We start from the raw sequence: 20385 nt of genomic DNA on the forward strand, positions 1-20385 counted from the left end.
AAATCAATCGCAATAACGTTAAGATTCACCATGTATGGATTCCTTTTGTAAAAGTTTTGTCGCTTATTACGTTACCCCCCTGTGGGAGGGGAGTCCATACATCTCTGTGGTTCGAAAAAAGATCTAGCAAATAGTTAGTCTCGATAAATAGGTTACTGGCTGTGTCTGAGAAGAAGGCTAGATAAAGTTATTTGGGTTCCCTCGTTGTCTTCTCATTCACTTCTCTTAGTGAATAAAGATATTTGAACCACAGAGTTCACCGAGGCGCTGCGCGCTACACAGAGAAGGTAATTTCACAAAGAGTATAAGAGGCGCTGCGCTTTAGAGGAAAATAACTAATTGGCTTAACTAGTATCTCGTTGTTTTCTTGTTCACTTCTCTTTGTGAATATGGATATTTGAACCACAGAGGGCACCGAGGCGCTGCGCGCTACACAGAGTAAAACTGAATGCACAAAGAGGATAAGAGGCGCTTCGCTTTAGAGAACTCCTTGTATTCCTCTGTGCTCTCTATGTCCTCTGTGGTTCGAAAAAAGATCTAGCAAACAGTTAGTCTCTACATTTAAACGCACGAAACACGTTTTACTTTGATAGGAAAAAACTAGGCTACTGGGGAAGTACAGCTATTCGTAGCCTAGTTTAACAAGGTTGAAATGGTTACAGCATATGCAGGATTTGCTTGGCTTTTTCGCGGGTTAAACACGCGGCCATTGGGCGTTTTGCAAACAGCTTGGCTGAGACTGTTTGTTCTTTGCCCATATATTGGTTGCGCAGTGTTTGTACATTGACTTTGCAGGTCACCGAATGCTGGTGTTCTACATAACGAATTTCTACTCGTTCTACTTTTTGAATTAAGTTTTTATAAGGGTAGCCTTCATCGGTATCAAGCTGCGTTATTACGGGTTGGTTGGCATAACTAAAGCTTGAAGCACATAAAAGCAATAAAATAATTAAGTATTTCATGATGGTTGTCCTAGTCTTGTCGCGGTTGGCTGTATTAGTATTACTCGTGTTACCACTACTGACAAACGATTAAAAATTGCCTATGCTTAAGTTTTTATTAACCATAAGTGCGTATGCAGTTACCTCCATTAAAAAGCCTTTGGTATTTTAAACACGCGGCAGAGTTAGGTAGTTTTAAGCTTGCTGCAGAGCAATTATTTGTTAGCCAAGCAGCGGTTAGCCAACAAATTCGCTTGTTAGAACAACAGCTTGATTGTAATTTGTTTACTCGTCATACCCGTTATGTTGAGCTTACCCGCCAAGGTGAACAGCTTTTACCCCATGTACTTAAGGGGTTTAGCCATTTGCAGGCCGGTGTGCAGGCAGTTAGCCAAGATAGCCACCCAAATACGTTAAACTTAACTGTGCTACCTTCGTTCGCCAGTGGTTGGTTGCTTGGCCGAATTAGCGACTTTCAAAACAAATATCCCCATATCAAAGTGCGTATTGAACCAAGCGATCAGCTTGCTGACTTTTCAGCGGGGCAGGTCGATTTAGGTATTCGTTTCGGTCAAGGTAGTTACCCGGGTTTGCATAGTGAGCTCATCAGTGACGACAGTTTATTTTTGGCTTATAAACCAGGGGCTATAGATACTTCTAAGTCACTAAAAAATCAGGTGTTAGAGCAAAAATTAATAAAAGATATTTGTCCAGATGCAGAGCGCGGTTGGCTAAAGTTGGCTGATGAACTTGCAGTCAGCCCTGATGCTTTGCCCTCGCTTGAGATAGATAACGCGGCATTGGTGATTCAAGCTACGCTTGCAGGACAAGGAATTGCTTTGGTTAGACGGCGGTTAATTGAGTCTCAACTTTTACATGGGCAGTTAGAGATTTACCCTGATTTTGAATACCATTGCCAGTACAAGTATTACCTTGCAGCACCTTTAGAGCATTTTAAATGGCAAAAAGTCCAATTATTTAAAGACTGGCTGCAGAAGCAATTTGCATATGATGATCAACACTATAAATCGCGACAAGCCAAATTAATGGGAAATAAAAAGTAATTCTTTAGGATGATTGGCTAAGAAGTGTTGCAGTTTTAATTCAAAATGATACGCTGTACCTCTAAACTTTTACAGTGACGTAAATATATGTTTAAAAGGATTTTAATTGCAGCTTTTCTGTTTATTCCTGCATGTTTGTTAGCTCAGCCCACTGAGTCTCAGAATGAATGTAAACGTATGCAAACTGAACGCAAAGAGTTGCAATCTGCACTTCGTAAAGCCCATTTGCTTGATGAAATAAGTGTCTATAAATTACGTATTGATAATTTATCATCACGTATTTCTGAGTCATGTTTTACCAAAGAGCAAATAGCTGAAAAAACCAATGCTTTGTACCGTAAAGATTTTTCTGATTTAGAAAGCTCAGTATCTCAACCTCTCACAGCGCAAGCGTTAAGCAGCAAACAAGCGGCATGGGAGCGTTTTTATGTAATGCCCACCCGGTGTATAGAAAAAGCGTTAGAGCTTAAAAATTTAGATTGGTGTATTGAAAACAAACAAATTCAGTTTCAGCAATTTGATATGCTATGGCAGCAAAAAAATGTACAAACAACCCGCTCAGAAGCAAAACCAACAGACACATTTCATGAGTTTATTTTGCCAAGCAAAGCTGAGCGAGCAAAAATTCTTGCTCAGCAAGAGTCAAAGCGATATAGCCGTACAAGTGAAACTATATTACCAGCGAATATTATCGTGTTGTGCTGCATTGCGTTGACAGCCTTTTTCTCAATAATTTTTGTTTATCATTGGCTTATGCAATCAAGAGCGTCAATTAAATAATTCCATGTAGCAAGGAATGATGCCTAGTTATCTTGCTACATGGTAAGTTTTTAATCGTCAGTTTTAAATTTTTTTGCGCGCTCTTCTGCGTCAATTAAAGCTTGTGATTTTGGCTGTTTTGCTTTGTTTTGAATAACAGGCTTTTCGTTTGACTCTGGATCCCATGCTGGGTCTAGTGACAAATTAGCAAATGGGTTATTGGGTTTTTCATCGGTTTGCTCATCGTCTGGTAGTACATCTTCTTTTTGCTGATCTGCCGTTTCTGCATCAGCTGAATAAGCATCTTTACCTTGATGGCTTTCATCTAGTGAAATTGTGGGGGTGTCGTCTTGCTCGGTATCGTCAAAGCTTACAGGCTCATCCTGCAACTCTAACTCAAGTGCTTGCAACGCTTTTGCTAAATCATCATCGCTAATATCATCATCTGCAGATATTTCATGTGTAGGTGTTTGATCTGTTTTACTAAAATCTTCAGTGAATGAAAGATCATCATTGACTAATGATGATAAGTCGTACTCGGGTACGTCATCATGTTTAGGTTTTTCTTCGGTATTTGGTGTTTTGTATTCATCAAAACCAAATGACGATGAGCTAAAGCGTGGCTCTTCAGGCTCGCTTGCTTCAGGTTGCTCTAGTGCTGGCTCATCATCGGTTACTGGTGCTTTGTATTCGTCAAAACCAAATGACGACGAGCTAAAGTTTGGCTCTTCGGGCTCGCTTTCTTTAGGTTGCTCTAGTGCTGGCTCATCATCAGTAACTGGTGATTTGTATTCGTCAAAACCAAATGACGACGAGCTAAAGCGTGGCTCTTCAGAGTCGCTTTCTTCAGGTTGCTCTAGTGCTGGCTCATCATCGGTAACTGGTGCTTTGTATTCGTCAAAACCAAATGACGATGCGCTAAAGCTTGGCTCTTCAGGCTCGCTTTCTTCAGGTTGCTCTTGTGCTGGCTCATCATCGGTAACTGGTGTTTTGTATTCGTCAAAACCAAAAGACGACGAGCTAAAGCGTGGCTCTTCAGGCTCGCTTTCTTCCGCTTGCTCTGGCTCATTATCTATTAAAACCGTGCTCTGTTTATTTTGCGCGTAATTTAGATCAGCCCACGTATCATCAGTTGGAGCTTGCTCTTCTGTTGTTGCATTAAAGCTCGCGAAATCGTCTTCTTGTTTTTCTGGCTGCTGTTTTTCAGAGGCAGAATATGAATCATACGGCGCAGAAGTATTACTGTCATAAGCTGAAGAGCTGTTTAATTCTGGTGTTGGCTCAGGAGCTAAAAAGTCTGAGTCGTTTTGATTTTTTTGTGCTTTAGCCTCAGCTGCAGCTTTTATAGCCTGAGCATGGAGTAAATCTTGTGCTAACTCTGAATCTGAATCGTTTTGTTTATTTTGACGAATTCGAACAATAACTAATCCTGCGATAAGCAAAATGAGTAAAACGATTAAACTTGGCACTAACAGTGAACTAGATGAGCTAACTTCATTATCCTGAACCGGCGCTGGTGTTGGCTCGGGAATAGGAGTGTTATTTATTTGCGCATTATCTGTTTCTGTTGCAACAGGCTCTTGTACTGGTGTTTGTGGCTCGAATTCAGGCGAGATTTCAGTAGGTTCTTTAATAGCCTCAATTACCGGCTCAACAACAGTCTCTGCAGCACTTTGCTTAGGTTGTTCCGGCGTTGTTGCTAAATCATTGCTAGGGATACTCTCAACCTGAGGAGTTTCTGGTGCAGCAGGCTCGTCGTTCACTCTATTTGTTAGGATTGCTTGTTCAGCTATGGTGTCAGCTTGCTCGCTTTCGTTAATAGCATTTGCTTCTGGTGCTGCAGTTTCTTCAGGAGTGCCTAAAATAGCACCAGAGTGGCCGTTTGAGCGATTCACTTTATTAACCGAAACAGGGGGGGAGTCTATTGTCTGCTCAGCGATGTTTTCAAGCGCCGCTTCGTTATGCACTGGCGTTGGATTCTGGCAGTTTTTTTCAAAGCTTCTAGCAGCAGATCGATAATTTTTGTTGCTGGTGTTAAAACGAAACTCATGCATTTGCTGTTTTAACAAAATACACATTGCTTCATTGTATTGTGCTTTAGTTGCAAAGCTCATGCTTATAAGAAACAGCAAAATAGATAGTTTTTTTATTGGCATAGTTCTCTGACCAGTAAGGTTAATCTGGTTACCCAAGTAGTTAATTAATTTTAAGCTCAGACCGGCAATTTATCCACAATCGCTTAATCTATCACCATGAGTGCGCGGTATTCGTCATAGGCAAATTGGTCTGTCATACCGCTAATATAATCTTGAATTAATCGACAACGATAATAAAACTCATAGGCAGCAAAGTGATCGGGCTCTGCTTTTAACGCGTCAATCGCCTTTTGATAGCTGTTCAAATGTTTATTTGAGAGTTTTTTCACTAGTCGTGTTTCTATTAAGTAATTTTGGTCGCCTTTTAACACACGCTTAAACGCATCAGCTTCAAGAGCAAGTAATGGTTTATAGCAATCAAGCAGGCCACTAATAATGCGGTAACCTTGTAGTTCTAAACGCTCCACTTCTTTGTGGCAAAAAACATGTTTTAGTGCAACCTGTTTTAAGGTAAGTGTGACAGCATGTAAGTGACTACGATCTTCTAATAACGCTTGATTAAAGTCGCCGTGGTAAATAGCTTCGATATTATTAATAAAGCGCTCAGCTGCATAACTCACTAACGGGTGCAATAAAGTGACGCGCAAGTAGATGAAAAACTCACTATTAAAATTGTAAGGCTGTTCTTGAGCCTTGCTTAGCGCATAATCAATGGCTTTTTCGGCAAAGACACTATGCTTAGTATCGTCAATTGTGAGGTTAGTAAGTGTGCGACTGTATTGCTCTTTGAGTTTTTCACAGAGCGACTCTACGCTAATAATGCCTTTTTCTACGGCATCTTCTATGTCGGCTAGACAGTATGAGATATCGTCGGCAGCTTCCATAATATAGCTGATTGGATGGCGACAATATTGCTCTATATCAAGTTCGGTTTGTAGTGCTTCAACAAATGGTTTTTCGCTGAAGTAGTAACCGACTTTTTTCATTAAGTAGTTTTTGTCTTGTGGAATATCTGACTTGAGCATACTGGCCGGGCGTGTGTACTTTAAAATGCCCGCACTTTGGCTGTAAGTTAAATTAAGTGATAGCAATGAATGGATAATGCGGATCCCCTGCGCATTACCTTCAAAATTTTTAATATCCTCAGCGAGGTGTTTAAAAATAACACTTATACCAATCCCTTTGCAGCGCTCAGGAGTTAAAGCATCTAAATGCTTAGCAAACCATTGGTTGATTGCTGCTTCGCCAAAGTGGCCAAAGGGTGGGTTGCCTATGTCGTGCATTAAACACGCCATTTCGACGAGGCTTTCTAAAGGCCGTTCAAGCCCCACTAAACCATATTCTTTTTGCTTGGCATCGCTCAACTTATTAAAAATTGTTTGTACAATAAAGCGACCTACTTGTTGTACTTCAAGAGAGTGAGTAAGCCTTGAGCGCACGGCAGCATTGCGTTCAAGCGGAAAAACTTGGGTTTTTTGCTGTAAGCGACGAATAGCAGCGCTATTAATAATACGACCTCGATCACTTTCAAGCGCAGTATGCAAGTTATTGGTTGAACGCATTTCGCGTGCAGGGGTGATTTTTTTACTAAAATCGATCATTTATTTTTCCCACAAAGCAATATAAGCCGCGCAGTTGAGAGTTGTTAGCAAAACTTAGCCATAATTAAATTTAATCTAACAGCTTGTATCTAAAATTTAAATATCCTTTTTTTATTAATGTCTTACTTTAAATTAAGCCACTTATTCATATATTATTTGCTTTTACATACTTATCTCCTACCTTGGGATATAAAGTAAGGTCTTTTGGATGTTTGGCAACCATTTTTACGGTGGCATGCATAAAGCTAATTAGTAAAACGATATAAAAAGTTAGCAGTCATTATCACAAAATTTTCAAAACTATTTGCTAAAGTCTCTAAGCAAATTAAAAATTAAAGAAAGGGTTTTCTATGCGTATTTGGCAACTAGTTTTAGCTGGGGTATTGCTTTTTAGTTCGGGTGTAAAAGCTGACCAAGAGCAATCGGTGGTACTTATTTCGATAGATGGGTTTCGTTGGGATTACATTGAAAAACATCAGGCGAAACATTTAAAAGCAATCAGTGAGCAGGGCGTAAGAGCAACCAAAATGCGACCTGTATACCCAACCAAAACTTTTCCGAATCATATTTCGATTATTACCGGTTTGTTGCCTGTTAATCATGGCATTGTCGAGAACCGCTTTTGTGATACTGAGCGCAACGACTGCTACAAAATGGGAAAAGGTAAAGACGATAGCACTTGGGTTAACGGCATTCCGCTTTGGAATTTAGCACAAATGCAGGGCTTAAAAGCAGCCACCTATTTTTGGCCAGAGTCAGATGCGCGTTTTAACGGTATGTTACCTGATTATTTTTACCATTATTCAAAACACAGTGATTACCAAAGACGCGTTGACCAAATTATTCAATGGTTGAGCTTACCAAAAGCACAGCGACCTCGTTTGGTGATTAGTTATTTTTCGCTGGTGGATAGTATGGGACATGAGTTTGGCCCAGATGCCAAAGAAACCTATGATGCAGTACAAAAGCTCGACAGTTTAATGGCTGATTTATCGAGTCGTTTAAAAGCACTTGATGAAAACATTAACTTAGTGATTGTGTCTGATCATGGTATGGCGTCTGTTGATCCAAGCCTTAGCATCAAAATTGATAGCCTGCCACAAGACGAAAACTTTATAGTGCAAAACACAGGCCCTCGCGTCTTATATTATGCAAAACCAGATAGCAAAGCAGATATCAGCGGATTCAGCAAAAAGCTCGCTAAAGCCGCTGAAGGTCGTTACATCGTATTAAGTGAGAAGCAAAAGCACGATTATCACTATGATAAAGGCCCGCGAGTTGGCGATATTATTTTGCAAACCGAAGCGCCTCGCGTGTTTACCGACAGTAAAATGGCCGGTTATTTAGGCACTCATGGTTATGCCTATAGCGAAGATATGGCCGCCACCTTTATATCCGAAGGCCCAGCTTTTAAACAAGGCATGCGCTTAGACGAAGTAAGTAATTTAGATGTGTACCCGCTCATTGCCAAAATACTCGGTCTTGAGATCTTAAGCCCAATCGATAGCAATGGCGCAAGTTTATGGCCGGCTAGGAAGCAGTAAGCTTTGAGTTAGCTAGGGGAAAGTTGCTAGGGAAAGAGTAAAGTTAGCGAGGGGAAAGGAGCTAGGCTCTAGGACGCGATGTAAAATCGCTGCTACGAGTTTGATTTCACTTGTAGGAGGTACTTTAGTGCCGAATCAAACATAAATGAGAGCGGCCAATCAGACGCGCGAAACAAGTTTCACGCCTACGTGTAGCTGTGGGTACTTAGGGTAGGTTGGGTCGAACGGAGCGATACCCAACGAAAAGGAGCGATCAGATGCGATGCAAAATCGCCGCTACAGACTCGCATCTCGAATCTCGTAACTTTACCCTTGTATCTCGCTCGCTGCCACTTTCCCTTTGTAACTCTTACAACTTCGTTACCCAGCCGTATTCTCCGTGGCTTACAAATTTATAGCTGTCAGTGTGAGTGTTAAGCTGCCCTTGCAGAGTATTTTTTGTTACGGTCATCACTGCTTGATGGCTTGTCTTGTCATCATCAGTGACTTTACCAAATACGCTCCGATCACCATTGCTCGCTTCAATAATATTGCTTATTTCTAGCGTGTAAGTGCGGCTTTCATCAACAGCTAAAATCAAGTTATCACCCGCTTGAAGTGTTTTTAGGGTATCTAAATCGAATTCACTAAACGCTGTGTCACTTAACTTCTCGGGCAAACGACCTTGTTTGTAGAGAAATTCATGGGCTTTGTTTGAAAGCTGATTTAGCGGTGCTGTTAAATTAACAGTAGGTTGCTGAGGTAGCACCTGTTGCTTTGAATTGTAAGTTGCAACATTCGGTTGTGTGTCTGGTTTTGATGTAAAACCATCACTTTGAATATGCCATTCATTCAATGCAAATGCAGTGAGTGGCAAAATGAAGATTAATGCAAGCGTCCTGTTCACATGTTTCTCTTACGGGTTTTAATGTTAACTTAATGTTGATTTTTACCTTAAGTTAACATCTTGGTCAATAGATAATCAGTAAGTTGCGGTAATAATTGTCGTGACGATAAAATTAATTAATTTTACTTAGTTTTCAATGCTCAGCATAATCCGCGTTTTTTTGTCACATAAACCCAAGATTAGAGGTAACGAGTATGCGCGGGTGGATTATTTATAAAGATAGCCAAGGTTTGCTAAAGCAAGAGACCTACGAGGTAGAGCGCTTGCTTGCTGCTGCAAAAGAAGAAGGTATCGACTTACATGTTTACTCGCCTGATCAGTTTGATTTAACAATTACTCGCGAAGATGGCAAAAGCATCTTAATCGATGGGCAATCAGTTGCGTTACCAGACTTCGTTATTCCACGAATGGGTGCAAGCACAACCTATTTTGCGTTGGCAATTATTCGTCACTTGGAACGTTTAGGTGTGTATTGTGTAAATAGCTCGCAATCAATTGAAACGGTAAAAGACAAATTATTTGCACAGCAAATTTTAGCAGAATGTAATTTGCCAACCCCGAATACCATGTTGGTTAAGTTTCCGGTGAACATTGATTTAGTGGAAAAACAGATTGGTTTTCCTGTCGTGATAAAGACGTTATCGGGCTCGCAGGGTAGTGGCGTATTTTTATCAAAATCAAAAGATGAGTTTGATGACTTAATGCAACTTATTGAAGCGGCAAATCCACAGGCAAATATCATTTTACAGCAGTTTGTTAAGTCGAGTCATGGTCGAGATTTGCGAGTGCTTACTATCGGTGGGCGTGCTGTTGCATGTATGGAGCGTAACTCACAGGGTAAAAACTTTAAAGCTAATGTAAGTGCTGGAGGAACAGGTAAGTCATTTCCTATCACGCCAGAAATCGAATGGCTTGCAACTCAAACTGCGAACGTACTCAACCTTGATGTAGCGGGCATTGACTTATTATTTGACGAGCAGCACTTTAAAATTTGTGAAGCAAACTCAAGCCCAGGTTTTGAAGGCTTAGAAGGGGCGTTAGGGATTGATGTAGCCAAAGAGATTTTGCACTTTATTCGCATTCGTCTGGGGATTTTTGATAAGCCCGAAGTACTCGAAGAGCCTTGTTTAGAGGCTGTTTAATATTTTTCAAGGCGTGTATATAACACGCCTTTTTTGTGTCATCTGTATAGTAAATAAACTTACAAATACTACAAAAGTGTACAGTGCTAATTAGCAAATCATAGGATAAGGTAGATTTTTTTATTGGCAAGGAGTGTGTGTACATGAGTCAGCTCATCAGTCGAGCAACTGCGGGTTTAGTGGCTGTTATTATCGGCTTTACCAGCTCAATCGCGCTTATTTATCAGGTTGTGATGGTGTTAGGCGGCACCCCCGATTTAGTTGCCAGCTGGGTGTTAATGCTCGGTCTTGCTATGGGTGTGAGCTCAATTGCTTTGTCTTATTACTACAAAGTGCCCATTCTTATCGCGTGGTCAACAACCGGAGCGGCATTACTTATTTCAAGTGCTCAAGGGTATAGCTTAAACCAAGCTGTTGGCGCGTTTATGTTCTCTGCGGCGCTGGTGTTTTTGTCTGGAATTACCGGCGTGTTCGAAAAAATGATGAACAAAATTCCAAGCCAACTGGCTTGTGCCATGCTTGCAGGTGTACTGGTGAATTTTGGCATTGATGTATTTAATTTTATGAACGAACTGCCATTAGTAATTGGCTTAATGGTCGCGGTGTATTTATGTGGAAAACGTTACTTTGCGCGCTTTGCTATGCTCGCAGTGGTTGTGGCTGGCTTTTTAATGGCAGGCATAACAGGGCAAATCGATACCTCTAGCTGGCAGTGGAAAATGAGCGAGTTTGCTTACATAGCGCCAGTGTTCGACATTAATGCCATGATCAGTGTTGGTTTACCGCTGTTTATAGTAACGATGACATCGCAAAACTTACCTGGCATCGCCGTGTTAAAAGCGCATAAATATAAAGCCCCTGTGTCGGCGGCGTTAAATGTAACGGGACTTTTAAATGTGTTTATTGCGCCTTTTGGTGGTTATGCAATTAATCTTGCTGCTATCACTGCGGCAATTTGTATGAGCCCTGAGGCTGATAAAGACCCAAGCAAGCGTTATTGGGCAAGCATTGCGGGTGGTGTGTTTTACATTATTATGGCGCTCCTTGCCGCAACGCTAGTTGGTTTGGTAGCAAGTTTGCCACAAGCACTTATTTTAGCGTTGGCAGGTATTGCGTTATTCGCCACCATTGCTAGTAGCTTACAGCAAGCTTTAACTGAGGCGTATTATACCGAAGCCGCAATCGTGACCTTTTTAGTAACAGCTTCTAACCTAACCTTATTCTCGGTCGGTTCTGCGTTTTGGGGGATTGTTGCTGGCACGGTGACCTTGGTTATGACACGTAAAGATTGAGGGATTTGAAACGATGCAAGTTATACGAAGCCACGAATTTACAGCTGAACGAGCTTGGGGAGCATTAGATATTGCCAATATGAATGGTATTACAACTCGTTTGCACTGGACGAATGAACCTTACAAATGGCACATCAATAATGGCGAAGAAGTTTTTGTGGTGTTAAGTGGTCAGGTTGAAATGCTTTATAAACAGCATGGTGAAGTATGTGCTGAGCTTCTTAATCCAGGGGATATCTTTTTTGCCAGTGTTGGCACGGAGCATGTTGCGCATCCCAAGGGAGAAGCGCGAATTTTGGTTATCGAATCGCAAGGCAGTGTATAACAAAAAAAGCCCCAGCTTTACTGGGGCCTTTTGTTATTTAAGTAATGGTTTTATCACTTCAAATATCGCATTGATGTGATCACTGCGGGTATTGAGTGCTGGTATGTATCGGTACTTTTCACCACCTGCATGTTCAAAAATTTCACGATTCTCGCCTTCAATTTCTTCTAAGGTTTCTAGGCAATCGGCACTAAATGCAGGGCTGATAATCGCTATATCCTTAATACCTTGCTCTGGATAGCTTTCAAGTGTGGCATCGGTGTAAGGTTTTAACCACTCAGCTTTACCAAAGCGGCTTTGGAAAGTTGTTACAGCAAAATCTTTCTCAAAACCCAGCTTTTCAGCAACTAAACGGGTAGTTTGCATACAAAAGCAGTAGTAAGGGTCGCCATTTTCTAAAAATTGTTTAGGTGTACCGTGGTACGAAAACACTAGCTTTTGTGGTGTGCCATGGGCATTTAAGTCTTCACTAATGCTAGCGGCGAGGGCATCAATATAAGTTGGGTTGTTGTGATAACCATTAATAAAATGAAGCTCTGGCACCCAGCGCCATTTACGAAGCACATTTGATACTGCATCAAACGTTGAACCTATGGTGGTGCTTGAATATTGCGGATACATCGGCAGCACGATAACGCGAGTGATACCTTTTTCACGCAGCTCTTCAAGGCCTGCTTCAATCGATGGGTTACCGTAGCGCATTGCCATAACCACTTCAGTGTCGTGGTGCCCTTTATCTTTTAATAGTGCTGCAAGGCGTTTACTTTGTTCTCGCGTAATGTGTGTTAGTGGTGAGCCGTTTTCAGTCCAGATGCTTTTGTAAAGTGCTGCTGAACGTTTCGGGCGCAGCGTTAAAACAAAGCAATACAGGATAATCATCCAAATAAAGCGAGGGATCTCGACGATACGAGGATCAGATAAAAACTCGCGTAAGTAAGTTCTAAGTGCCGCTGTTGTTGGCGCATCTGGGCTCCCTAAGTTGGTCAATAAAATACCCGTTTTTTTATTGAATCGGCCGTCATGCGGGTTATCGGTTATAGCGGAAAATCGCGACACTGAGCGCTCCTTTATGAAGTAAACGTTATATAAATCGTATTGTAACGAACTAACCTGACTATGTGATCACTTTATTCGCTAATTTTTGATCATGATCCTGAAAGGACTTGGTTTTTTAGCTTCAAGCTGTTGTAACTTGCTAATTGATTTAGGGCCAAATACATGCCCTTTTGGTAGTAAAAGAATTCCATCGTAGTTTCTTAGTGCATGACCTAAAACCATGCCATTTTTTAGTTGTTGAGCAGAGATAATTTTCATAGTGCCAACTTGCTGATCACTGGCACAGGTTATTTTTAAACTGCCGAGGGTTTCTAAAATCTTCGGGTGGTAGTAGGTGCCACTGTATAATTGCAATTGGTCAAGCGCACTTTCAAACTTGCTGTTGTCTTGCACATTTATATGGGCGATTGTTTGCCAAAAGTCTCTAGCCACCGCTAAAATCATTGCGGTAATCGGTATTTCTTTACCTTTTAAGCCTTTGGGTATGCCAGAGCCATTATAGTGTTCAAATTGATAATAAATAGCCTCAGAGACATCATGTAAATGTGGTGCAGGCATAAGCATTAACTGGGCTGTACTTGGGTGAGTATAAAATAACTTTTTTTGGTTTTCTGTAAGCTCTCTGGTTGGCTTTTTATAAAGCTCTGGCTCCATTGCTAGCAGCCCTATTTGCGCAAGGTATCCAGCCATTTCAGCCATTTCGATGTGTTGCTTATCTAAACCAAGTTGCTCTGCAATTTGCTTGCTGGTAGTGGCAATGTTTTGTGCTTGCATACCGTCTAGATAAGGGTTTGCATTAATGAAGTTGTATAAAATCTCAAAGGTTGTGCGGTGCTCGTGTTTTTCACGCTCGTTGACTTCTTCGAGCTGTTTGAGCACTTTACGAATTTGTAGAGTTCGCTTTTCGACCATTTGCTCAAGGTTATTGTTGAGCTCTTTTAGTTGCGCATTTTGTGCTTTTATTTGCTGTTCGAGGCGTTTGTTTTCTCGTTTAAGAGAAGTTTTTTCAATGCCATCACTAATATTTCGAAGCAGTAATTCATTTTGCCAAGGTTTTTGAATATAAGCATGGATCTTACCTTTATTGACTGCGGCAATGGTGTTGTCGATGTCTGAGTAACCGGTCAATAAAATACGTTGTGGATCTGGTGCAATGCTAAGTGCTTGAGCAAAAAACTCCGCGCCATCCATCTGTGGCATGCGCATGTCACAAATAATCACATCAAAATTATAGGCTGCTAATAGCGTAAGACCCTCTGTCGGATCTGCTGTCGCTTTTGCTGAGATATTATGTGCAGATAACAACCTTAATAAAGTGCGTAAAACAATTTCGTCATCATCAATGCATAATACTTGAATATGCTCTTTGCTTACTTTTTCTGCCATAGCGATTTACTGTGAACCATCGTTAATCAATAACATAGCCTTAAATCTAGGCTTGTGCTAGGTTTTAAGTGATACAGGCTAAAGTTTGAGAGAAAAATGAATGACTTTAAGCAAGCTTATTTACTAGAAAAAGCAGCTAGGGAAGAGGCAGAGCAACTGTTAGCAGACAAGAGCCGTATTCTTGTTGCATTAAACAGTGAGCTTGAACAAAAAATTGCAGACTTAGAGCGTCATCAAGCAATGTTTATTCAAGCAGAAAAAATGGCGACTTTGGGCACACTATGCGCTGGGGTTGCCCATGAAATTAACAACCCCCTTGCTTATAGCATTAGTAATGTCGATACCCTTAAGGAGTATTGCAATTATTTCAGTGCATTATTAGCTAAATGTGATGAATTTGCCTGTAGTGAAATGGATAAAGCGGCGTTTTGTCAGCAATTAACCGATTTAAATAAAGTACACTCTGTTCGTTATTTAGCAGATGATTTGCCTGACTTAATAAATGACACAGCGCAAGGTTTACAAAGGATCAGCAAGATAGTTGCAAATTTGCTCGATTTCTCTCGACCAAAGGGCCATAACAAACAGTTTGCTGATATGACTGATGCGGTAAAAAGTGCAGTTAAGTTATTAGCGAATCAACTTAAAGGATGCGATTTACAAACTGACTACCATACGATTTCTGAGAGCTGGTGTAATTTAGCTGCTATCAGTCAAGTGATTGTGAATGTATTAATAAATGCAAAGCAAGCATGTGATGCGAGTAGCTCAAAAGCGCAGATCACTGTGTCGGTCTATGAACTTCAACATCATATTTATATTGATGTTGAAGACAATGGCGTGGGGATGTCAGCAGAAACTATCGCTAAAATATATGATCCTTTCTACACGACCAAACCGGTAGGAGAAGGTACTGGAATGGGAATGACCATGGTTTATGCGATTGTGCATGATCATCAAGGCACTATTGAAATACAAAGCACAGAGGGAACGGGCACGCGCATTAGTTGTGTATTTCCAGTGCAAAGTCACGTTAGAGATGTGGTTAACTAATTGACACAATTTAAGTTGTTGCAAAACGCTGTAGATTCGATAGTGTAAGACTAAGTACTGACCAACATTAGATATAAAGGCACGCTATGTTTAACACAGAAAGCTCGGAAGTAATGAAAAACTATCTCGCAAGTCAAAGTGAGACGAATCAAGTTAGTTTAGATCAGGTCATTGGATTTATGGCTGGACTGCTTGCCTGCTCTGAGTTTTTTGGTGAGTCAGAGCTTGCAAATTATATCGCTGATAACGATGAATCAATATTCAATACATTAATGACCGATTCAGAGCCGCGCGATGCAATGATTGAGTTACTTGATAATGTGACAGAAGCTCAAGTTGAGCAAAAGAAAATACTTGCTCATTTATATTCCAATGATGCTGATGCAAATGAACCTAGCCAAGCATTACAAGACTTTTGCAGCGGTTACATTGCTGCATACATAGTTAATCAAGATATTTGGCACAGTGACTTACAGTTTTTACTGCAAGCTGATGAGCAAAAAGAAGCCAGTGAAGAAGGGCAGCTTTTCATTGATAACTTTGAAGCTACACTCGATTTATTAACTACTTTTGCAATGTGGGATCAAGCACTTGCTAATCACCCAGAGCCAGAAAAATTGGGTGAAGGGTTTGCGACTTTTTTTGCTGCATTAGACGAGAGTTTAGCCGAAATAGCCACCATGGCCTTAATGCTCGAAGATGAAAAGCTGGCGATGTTAGAGCAAGATCAATAAATAGATTGAGTTGGTAGAGATAAGTAAATGGTTGCATTAATTTGCTTATTTCTACTATTAATTGAATAATTCCTCCCTTATAAAATCTATTAATCATACAAATAGAAAAAATTATACCTAAGTCGTAACAAATTTTTCTTTCATTTCATTTTTTTGTTGATAGGATGTTTCCCAAGGGGTAACTCGCAGGCTTGAGTTAGCTTTCAATTTTTGATTTTTAAAATCAACATTACGTGCTTAGTGCTTTTCCTTAACTTCTCCAAAGGGGCGTCTTTTTGATTTAAGGAAAGCCAGAATATCAACAGGATACACATGACAACACATTCTTTAAGTATGCTGGCCGTAGCGGTCAGTGTGGCTGTTTCTGCGACTTCAGTGCAGGCAGCTGAGCAAGCATCTGGCGTAAAAGCAGATAAAAATATCGAACAAATCTCTGTATTAGGCTCACGAGTTGCCAATCGTACGGCTACCGAATCAACATCACCGGTTGATTTGATTGATGCTGACGATTTAAACAAAGGTGGTTTCACTGAACTTGGCCAAAGCCTGCAAGCGACGGCTCCTTCTTTTAACTTTTCTCGTACGCAAGTGTCAGATGGCTCTGACTTATTTAGACCTGCAACTCTTCGAGGCTTACAGCCAGACCAAACGTTAGTCCTAATCAATGGTAAGCGCCGTCATAATCAATCTATTTTTGGTTTAAATGGTACTGTCGGTGCCGGTGCTGCGGGTACTGATATGAACGCGATTCCGCTTACCGCTTTAAAAGGCGTTGAAGTACTTCGTGATGGTGCTGCGGCGCAGTATGGCTCTGATGCGATAGCCGGTGTTATCAACTTATCGCTAAACGATTCAACAGGTGTTACAACGGGTTATGTGCAAGCAGGTAGCACAGGTGAAGGCGATGGTGACACCCTATCAATGGGTTTAAACCGTGGTTTTGATTTAGGCGATGAAGGCGGCTTCATTAACTTTTCTTTAGAATACCGCGATGCTGATGGCACCAACCGCGCACAGCGTGATATCGGTGGCTCAGTTGATGTACCAGCCGGCACGCTGTCTGACGAAGTTCGTTGGGGGCAAGGTAACGCAGATAGCGAATTTACGTCTGTGTTTTATAACATGGCGTTACCACTTGGCGAGAGCGAACTTTACTCATTTGGTGGATACTCAAACCGAACGGCATTAGGCAATGGTTTTTACCGTAACTTTGACCAAGCAGCGAAGAACGTTGTGCAAGTATATGGCGATGGCTTTTTACCTCGCATCGACAACGAAGCCGAAGATATTTCGTTTTCACTTGGGCTGCGCGGTGAGCTAAACCCAGATTGGAGCTATGATGCTTCGGCCGTATATGGTGAAAATAGCTATGATTTCACCTCAAAAAATACTCTAAATGCCTCGTATGCTGCTGAATATGTGGCGAATAACCCAGGTGCAAGTGATGCTGATATTGCGGCAAATGCAGGCCCTTCAGGTGGTTACTCAGGTGGTTTTAGATTTGATCAAACAACAGTAAATGCTGATTTAAATGGTATTGTTGATATTGGTCGCAGTGAACCTGTTTATGTGTCGGTGGGTGCTGAATATCGTAAAGAAAATTACGAAATCGTGCCGGGCGAAGAAGCGTCTTATGCGTGTGGCTTAGCAAATTCAGATACCTCATACCCTGCGGTTAACGACAGCAGCGTATTTGCTGAGTGTGGCTTCCAAGCTTATAACGGTTTACGTCCTGAAGCGTCAAACAAAGAGAGCCGTCACAGCTATGCATTTTATGTTAATGCCGAAACACTGATCACGGACGCATGGCAGGTAAGTACAGCGCTTCGTTATGAAGACTTCTCTGATGCCGGTGATGACATCATTGGTAAGCTAGCAACGCGCTATGAAATTACCGATGACTTTGCCGTGCGTGGTGCGATTTCTTCTGGCTTTAGAGCACCATCACTGCAACAAAGTGCCTATACAGCTTACACCACCAACTTAGGTGCTGGTGGCGTGTTATTGCAATCATTCACTGCAACAGCGGGATCTGATTTCCCGTCAGCCCTTGGTGTTGATAGTCTTGGACTTGAGAGCTCAGAAAACTTAAGTGCGGGCTTTGTTTATAATGTAACAAGCGATTTATCACTGACCGTTGATTTTTACCATGTTGCAATTAAAGACAGAATTACCCTTGGCAGCTTAATGTCGGCGGACGATGTTTCGTTTAGCGCCGAAGCGGTGGCGGCACTTAATGCAACAGGTGCACAGCAAGCTAACTACTTCTCAAACTCGGTTGATTCAACCACCAAAGGGGTTGATATTATTGCTTCGTACCGCACCGATTTGTACGACGGTAATTTCTCAGCAACCTTTGCAGGTAACATTAACGAAACCGAAATTGATGATGTGAATGCGCCAGAAGGTGTTCCTGAGTCAATCGCTCTTGATGATTTACAACGTAGTTTCTTAACGGATGGTCAACCAGGTGAGCGTGCAACACTAACATTTGAATACGATCGTGGCGATTTCAACAGCATGCTACGTTTTAACTACTACGGCGAAACTGACGTTAAATACTTTGGTAATGACCACATAGGTTTACCTGATGAGTTATCGCCTACTGGTGAGTTTAAAGACACAAGCACGGTTGAGTCAGCAGTATTAGTTGATGTAAATGTTGGTTATCAGCTAACTGACGAGCTGATGCTATCGGCAGGTATTGATAATATCTTTGATGTAACACCAGACGAGTTAGGCGAAGATGAAGCGCTTGATTTTATTACTAATAAAGCATTTAAGTACCCTGTACGTGCATTGCCTTATGGTTTTGATGGTATGACTTACTACGCAAAACTAAGCTTTAGTTTTTAATTCCTAAGTTGAAATGAAGCTTAAATAGCGCCTAACGGCGCTATTTTTTTGTTTAATTGTAGTATGCGACATTTGTCACTATAATAAATGACAAGTGTCGAATTCGACGAGGTGTAAAATGAATGCTGTAGAAACTGATTATTTAGGTGTGGTTACTGATGGTAGGGTAACAATTCATTCTAATACAATTGATGAGATTAATGTTGCAACACAAGGTGTAACTGTCAGTGCGATTAAATCACTCGCTAAAGAGCTGAATTGGGATGCCAACATTTTAGCAACCTCCATTGGTACAACGACCCGTACACTTGAGCGCTACAGTAAAGACCGAAAACGTTTAAGTGCTAAGCTGAGTGAAAATGCTTTAGAGATTGCACGTATTTCATCGCAAGGCATTGCCTACTTTGGTGACGTTAAACGTTGGAATGAGTGGCTTAATACACCCAACATTCAATTTGCGAATCAAGAGCCAAAGTCAGTGATCCATACTATCCGTGGCCGTGAACTGATAAAGCGAGTGATAATGGGGCTTGAGTACGGGTTCACAGCTTAATGATTTGCTACCGAATAGCACCGAAAGTTCATAATGACATGGCTAATGCGTTATCTGGGCTTGGTGGTTTATATGCACAGGGGCGGTGGCATTTTGTTGGTAAACCCATTGTGTATACGGCGAGTTCGCGCTCTTTAGCAATGCTTGAGCGATTAGTGAATGACACAACCGACATATTAAGTAAAAACTTGAGTATCACCACTATACAGATACCTGATGATCTAAAGGTTATTAGGTTAGTAGCGAGCGAACTGCCAAAAGCATGGGATGATCACCCCTATATTACAGACACTCAGGCATTAGGTTCTGATTGGCTAGCAACGATGGAAGCAGCCGTGTTGCAAGTTCCTTCTAGTTTATGCCCCGACGAATACAATTTTTTAATCAACCCATTGCACACAGATATAAGCAAAATAAAATGCATTGATAGCAAAGACTTTTTCTATCCAAATCGGTTGGCTGTAAAGCTTTAAGTTAGTTGGCGAGGGTAAAGGGTAAAGTTTGCGAGATGCGAGTTTGTAGCAGCGATTTTATATCGCGTTTTATTCTATTCAATGCAGTCTCTTTGAGAGTATTTGTTTGCTCTGTGTAGCGCGAAGCGCCTCTGTGTTCTCTGCGGTTCAAATTATTTTCACAAAGAGAAGTTAATGAGAAGACAACGAGGAAACCCAAATTAACTTCTCCAACCTTCTTCTCAGACGCAGCCAGTAACCTATTTATCGAGACTAACTGTTTGCTAGATCTTTTTTCGAACCACAGAGGACATAGAGAGCACAGAGAAAGACAAGGAGTTCTCTAAAGCGCAGCGCCTCTTATCCTCTTTGTGAAATTACCTTCTCTGTGCAGCGCGCAGCTCCTCGGTGCCCTCTGTGGTTCAAATATCTATATTCACATAGAGAACTGAATGAGAAAACAACGAGATAATAGTTAAGCCAATTAGTTATTTTCCTCTAAAGCGCAGCGCCTCTTATCCTCTTTGTGCATTAAGTTTCTCTGTGTAGCGCGAAGCGCCTCTGTGTTCTTATATGGACTCCCCGTTTTTTGTCAACGGAGTATTTATTAAATAAAGATTAGATGCTGGCTTATATACGGACTCT

At 41.2% G+C, this 20385-nt stretch carries 17 protein-coding genes; 11 read left to right on the forward strand and 6 right to left on the reverse strand.

Annotated features, from left to right (window positions below; genetic code table 11):
• Positions 1-656 precede the first annotated feature (656 nt).
• Positions 657-962, reverse strand: a complete 306-nt coding sequence (locus QL229_RS19860) for a hypothetical protein (protein WP_235383998.1) — start codon at positions 960-962, stop codon at positions 657-659.
• Between the two features lie 113 nt (positions 963-1075).
• Between QL229_RS19860 and QL229_RS19865 the strand changes: the two genes are divergently transcribed.
• Both QL229_RS19865 and QL229_RS19870 read left to right on the forward strand, forming a co-directional pair.
• Positions 1076-2005, forward strand: coding sequence for a LysR substrate-binding domain-containing protein (locus tag QL229_RS19865; RefSeq protein WP_281547333.1), 930 nt, complete (start codon positions 1076-1078; stop codon positions 2003-2005).
• Positions 2006-2092: 87 nt separating this feature from the next.
• The gene (locus tag QL229_RS19870) at positions 2093-2785 is read left to right on the forward strand and encodes a hypothetical protein (RefSeq protein ID WP_135926723.1); all 693 of its coding nucleotides are present in this window, start codon (positions 2093-2095) and stop codon (positions 2783-2785) included.
• Between the two features lie 50 nt (positions 2786-2835).
• Here the strand turns inward: QL229_RS19870 and QL229_RS19875 are convergent, their stop codons facing one another.
• Positions 2836-4920, reverse strand: coding sequence for a hypothetical protein (locus QL229_RS19875; RefSeq protein ID WP_281547334.1), 2085 nt, complete (start codon positions 4918-4920; stop codon positions 2836-2838).
• 83 nt (positions 4921-5003) lie between these two features.
• Positions 5004-6461 carry a dGTPase gene (gene dgt, locus QL229_RS19880; protein ID WP_281547335.1) on the reverse strand — a complete coding sequence of 486 codons (1458 nt, stop codon included), beginning with the start codon at positions 6459-6461 and terminating at the stop codon, positions 5004-5006.
• Between the two features lie 350 nt (positions 6462-6811).
• Here dgt and QL229_RS19885 point away from each other — a divergent pair, with 350 nt between their 5' ends.
• On the forward strand, positions 6812-8005 hold the full coding sequence (locus QL229_RS19885) for an ectonucleotide pyrophosphatase/phosphodiesterase (protein WP_281547336.1): 1194 nt from the start codon (positions 6812-6814) through the stop codon (positions 8003-8005).
• A gap of 349 nt (positions 8006-8354) precedes the next feature.
• On the opposite strand, the gene QL229_RS19890 is transcribed toward QL229_RS19885, so the two are convergent.
• Positions 8355-8891 carry a hypothetical protein gene (locus tag QL229_RS19890; RefSeq protein ID WP_281547337.1) on the reverse strand — a complete coding sequence of 179 codons (537 nt, stop codon included), beginning with the start codon at positions 8889-8891 and terminating at the stop codon, positions 8355-8357.
• Between the two features lie 194 nt (positions 8892-9085).
• Between QL229_RS19890 and QL229_RS19895 the strand changes: the two genes are divergently transcribed.
• The 3 genes from QL229_RS19895 to QL229_RS19905 all read left to right on the forward strand — a co-directional run bounded on the left by QL229_RS19895 (position 9086) and on the right by QL229_RS19905 (position 11650).
• Positions 9086-10033, forward strand: coding sequence for a RimK family alpha-L-glutamate ligase (locus QL229_RS19895; protein ID WP_253040074.1), 948 nt, complete (start codon positions 9086-9088; stop codon positions 10031-10033).
• A gap of 143 nt (positions 10034-10176) precedes the next feature.
• A complete protein-coding gene (locus QL229_RS19900; protein ID WP_138558203.1) occupies positions 10177-11325 on the forward strand; it encodes a benzoate/H(+) symporter BenE family transporter in 1149 nt (382 codons plus the stop codon).
• Between the two features lie 13 nt (positions 11326-11338).
• A complete protein-coding gene (locus tag QL229_RS19905) occupies positions 11339-11650 on the forward strand; it encodes a cupin (RefSeq protein ID WP_138558202.1) in 312 nt (103 codons plus the stop codon).
• A 33-nt stretch (positions 11651-11683) separates the two neighbouring features.
• Here the strand turns inward: QL229_RS19905 and hemH are convergent, their stop codons facing one another.
• Positions 11684-12706, reverse strand: coding sequence for a ferrochelatase (hemH, locus tag QL229_RS19910; RefSeq protein ID WP_281547338.1), 1023 nt, complete (start codon positions 12704-12706; stop codon positions 11684-11686).
• 78 nt (positions 12707-12784) lie between these two features.
• Positions 12785-14092: an HD domain-containing phosphohydrolase gene (locus tag QL229_RS19915; RefSeq protein WP_138558201.1), complete on the reverse strand. Its 1308-nt coding sequence runs from the start codon at positions 14090-14092 to the stop codon at positions 12785-12787.
• Between the two features lie 96 nt (positions 14093-14188).
• Here QL229_RS19915 and QL229_RS19920 point away from each other — a divergent pair, with 96 nt between their 5' ends.
• From QL229_RS19920 to QL229_RS19940, 5 genes are all read left to right on the forward strand, one after another.
• Positions 14189-15145 (forward strand): ATP-binding protein, encoded by a 957-nt coding sequence (locus tag QL229_RS19920; RefSeq protein ID WP_281547339.1) that lies wholly within the window; start codon positions 14189-14191, stop codon positions 15143-15145.
• An 86-nt stretch (positions 15146-15231) separates the two neighbouring features.
• Entirely contained in the window at positions 15232-15879 is a 648-nt protein-coding gene (locus QL229_RS19925; RefSeq protein WP_281547340.1) for a UPF0149 family protein, read from the forward strand.
• Positions 15880-16191: 312 nt separating this feature from the next.
• A complete protein-coding gene (locus tag QL229_RS19930) occupies positions 16192-18735 on the forward strand; it encodes a TonB-dependent receptor (RefSeq protein ID WP_281547341.1) in 2544 nt (847 codons plus the stop codon).
• Between the two features lie 118 nt (positions 18736-18853).
• Positions 18854-19288 (forward strand): antitoxin Xre/MbcA/ParS toxin-binding domain-containing protein, encoded by a 435-nt coding sequence (locus QL229_RS19935; RefSeq protein WP_135926736.1) that lies wholly within the window; start codon positions 18854-18856, stop codon positions 19286-19288.
• Complete coding sequence (locus tag QL229_RS19940; protein ID WP_138558200.1) at positions 19288-19761, forward strand: RES family NAD+ phosphorylase; 474 nt, start codon at positions 19288-19290, stop codon at positions 19759-19761. The genes QL229_RS19935 and QL229_RS19940 overlap by 1 nt, the downstream gene beginning before the upstream one ends.
• The last annotated feature ends 624 nt before the right edge of the window (positions 19762-20385 follow it).

The organism is Pseudoalteromonas sp. PAR1 (assembly GCF_947311895.1).
Classification (GTDB): Bacteria; Pseudomonadota; Gammaproteobacteria; order Enterobacterales; family Alteromonadaceae; genus Pseudoalteromonas; species Pseudoalteromonas lipolytica_C.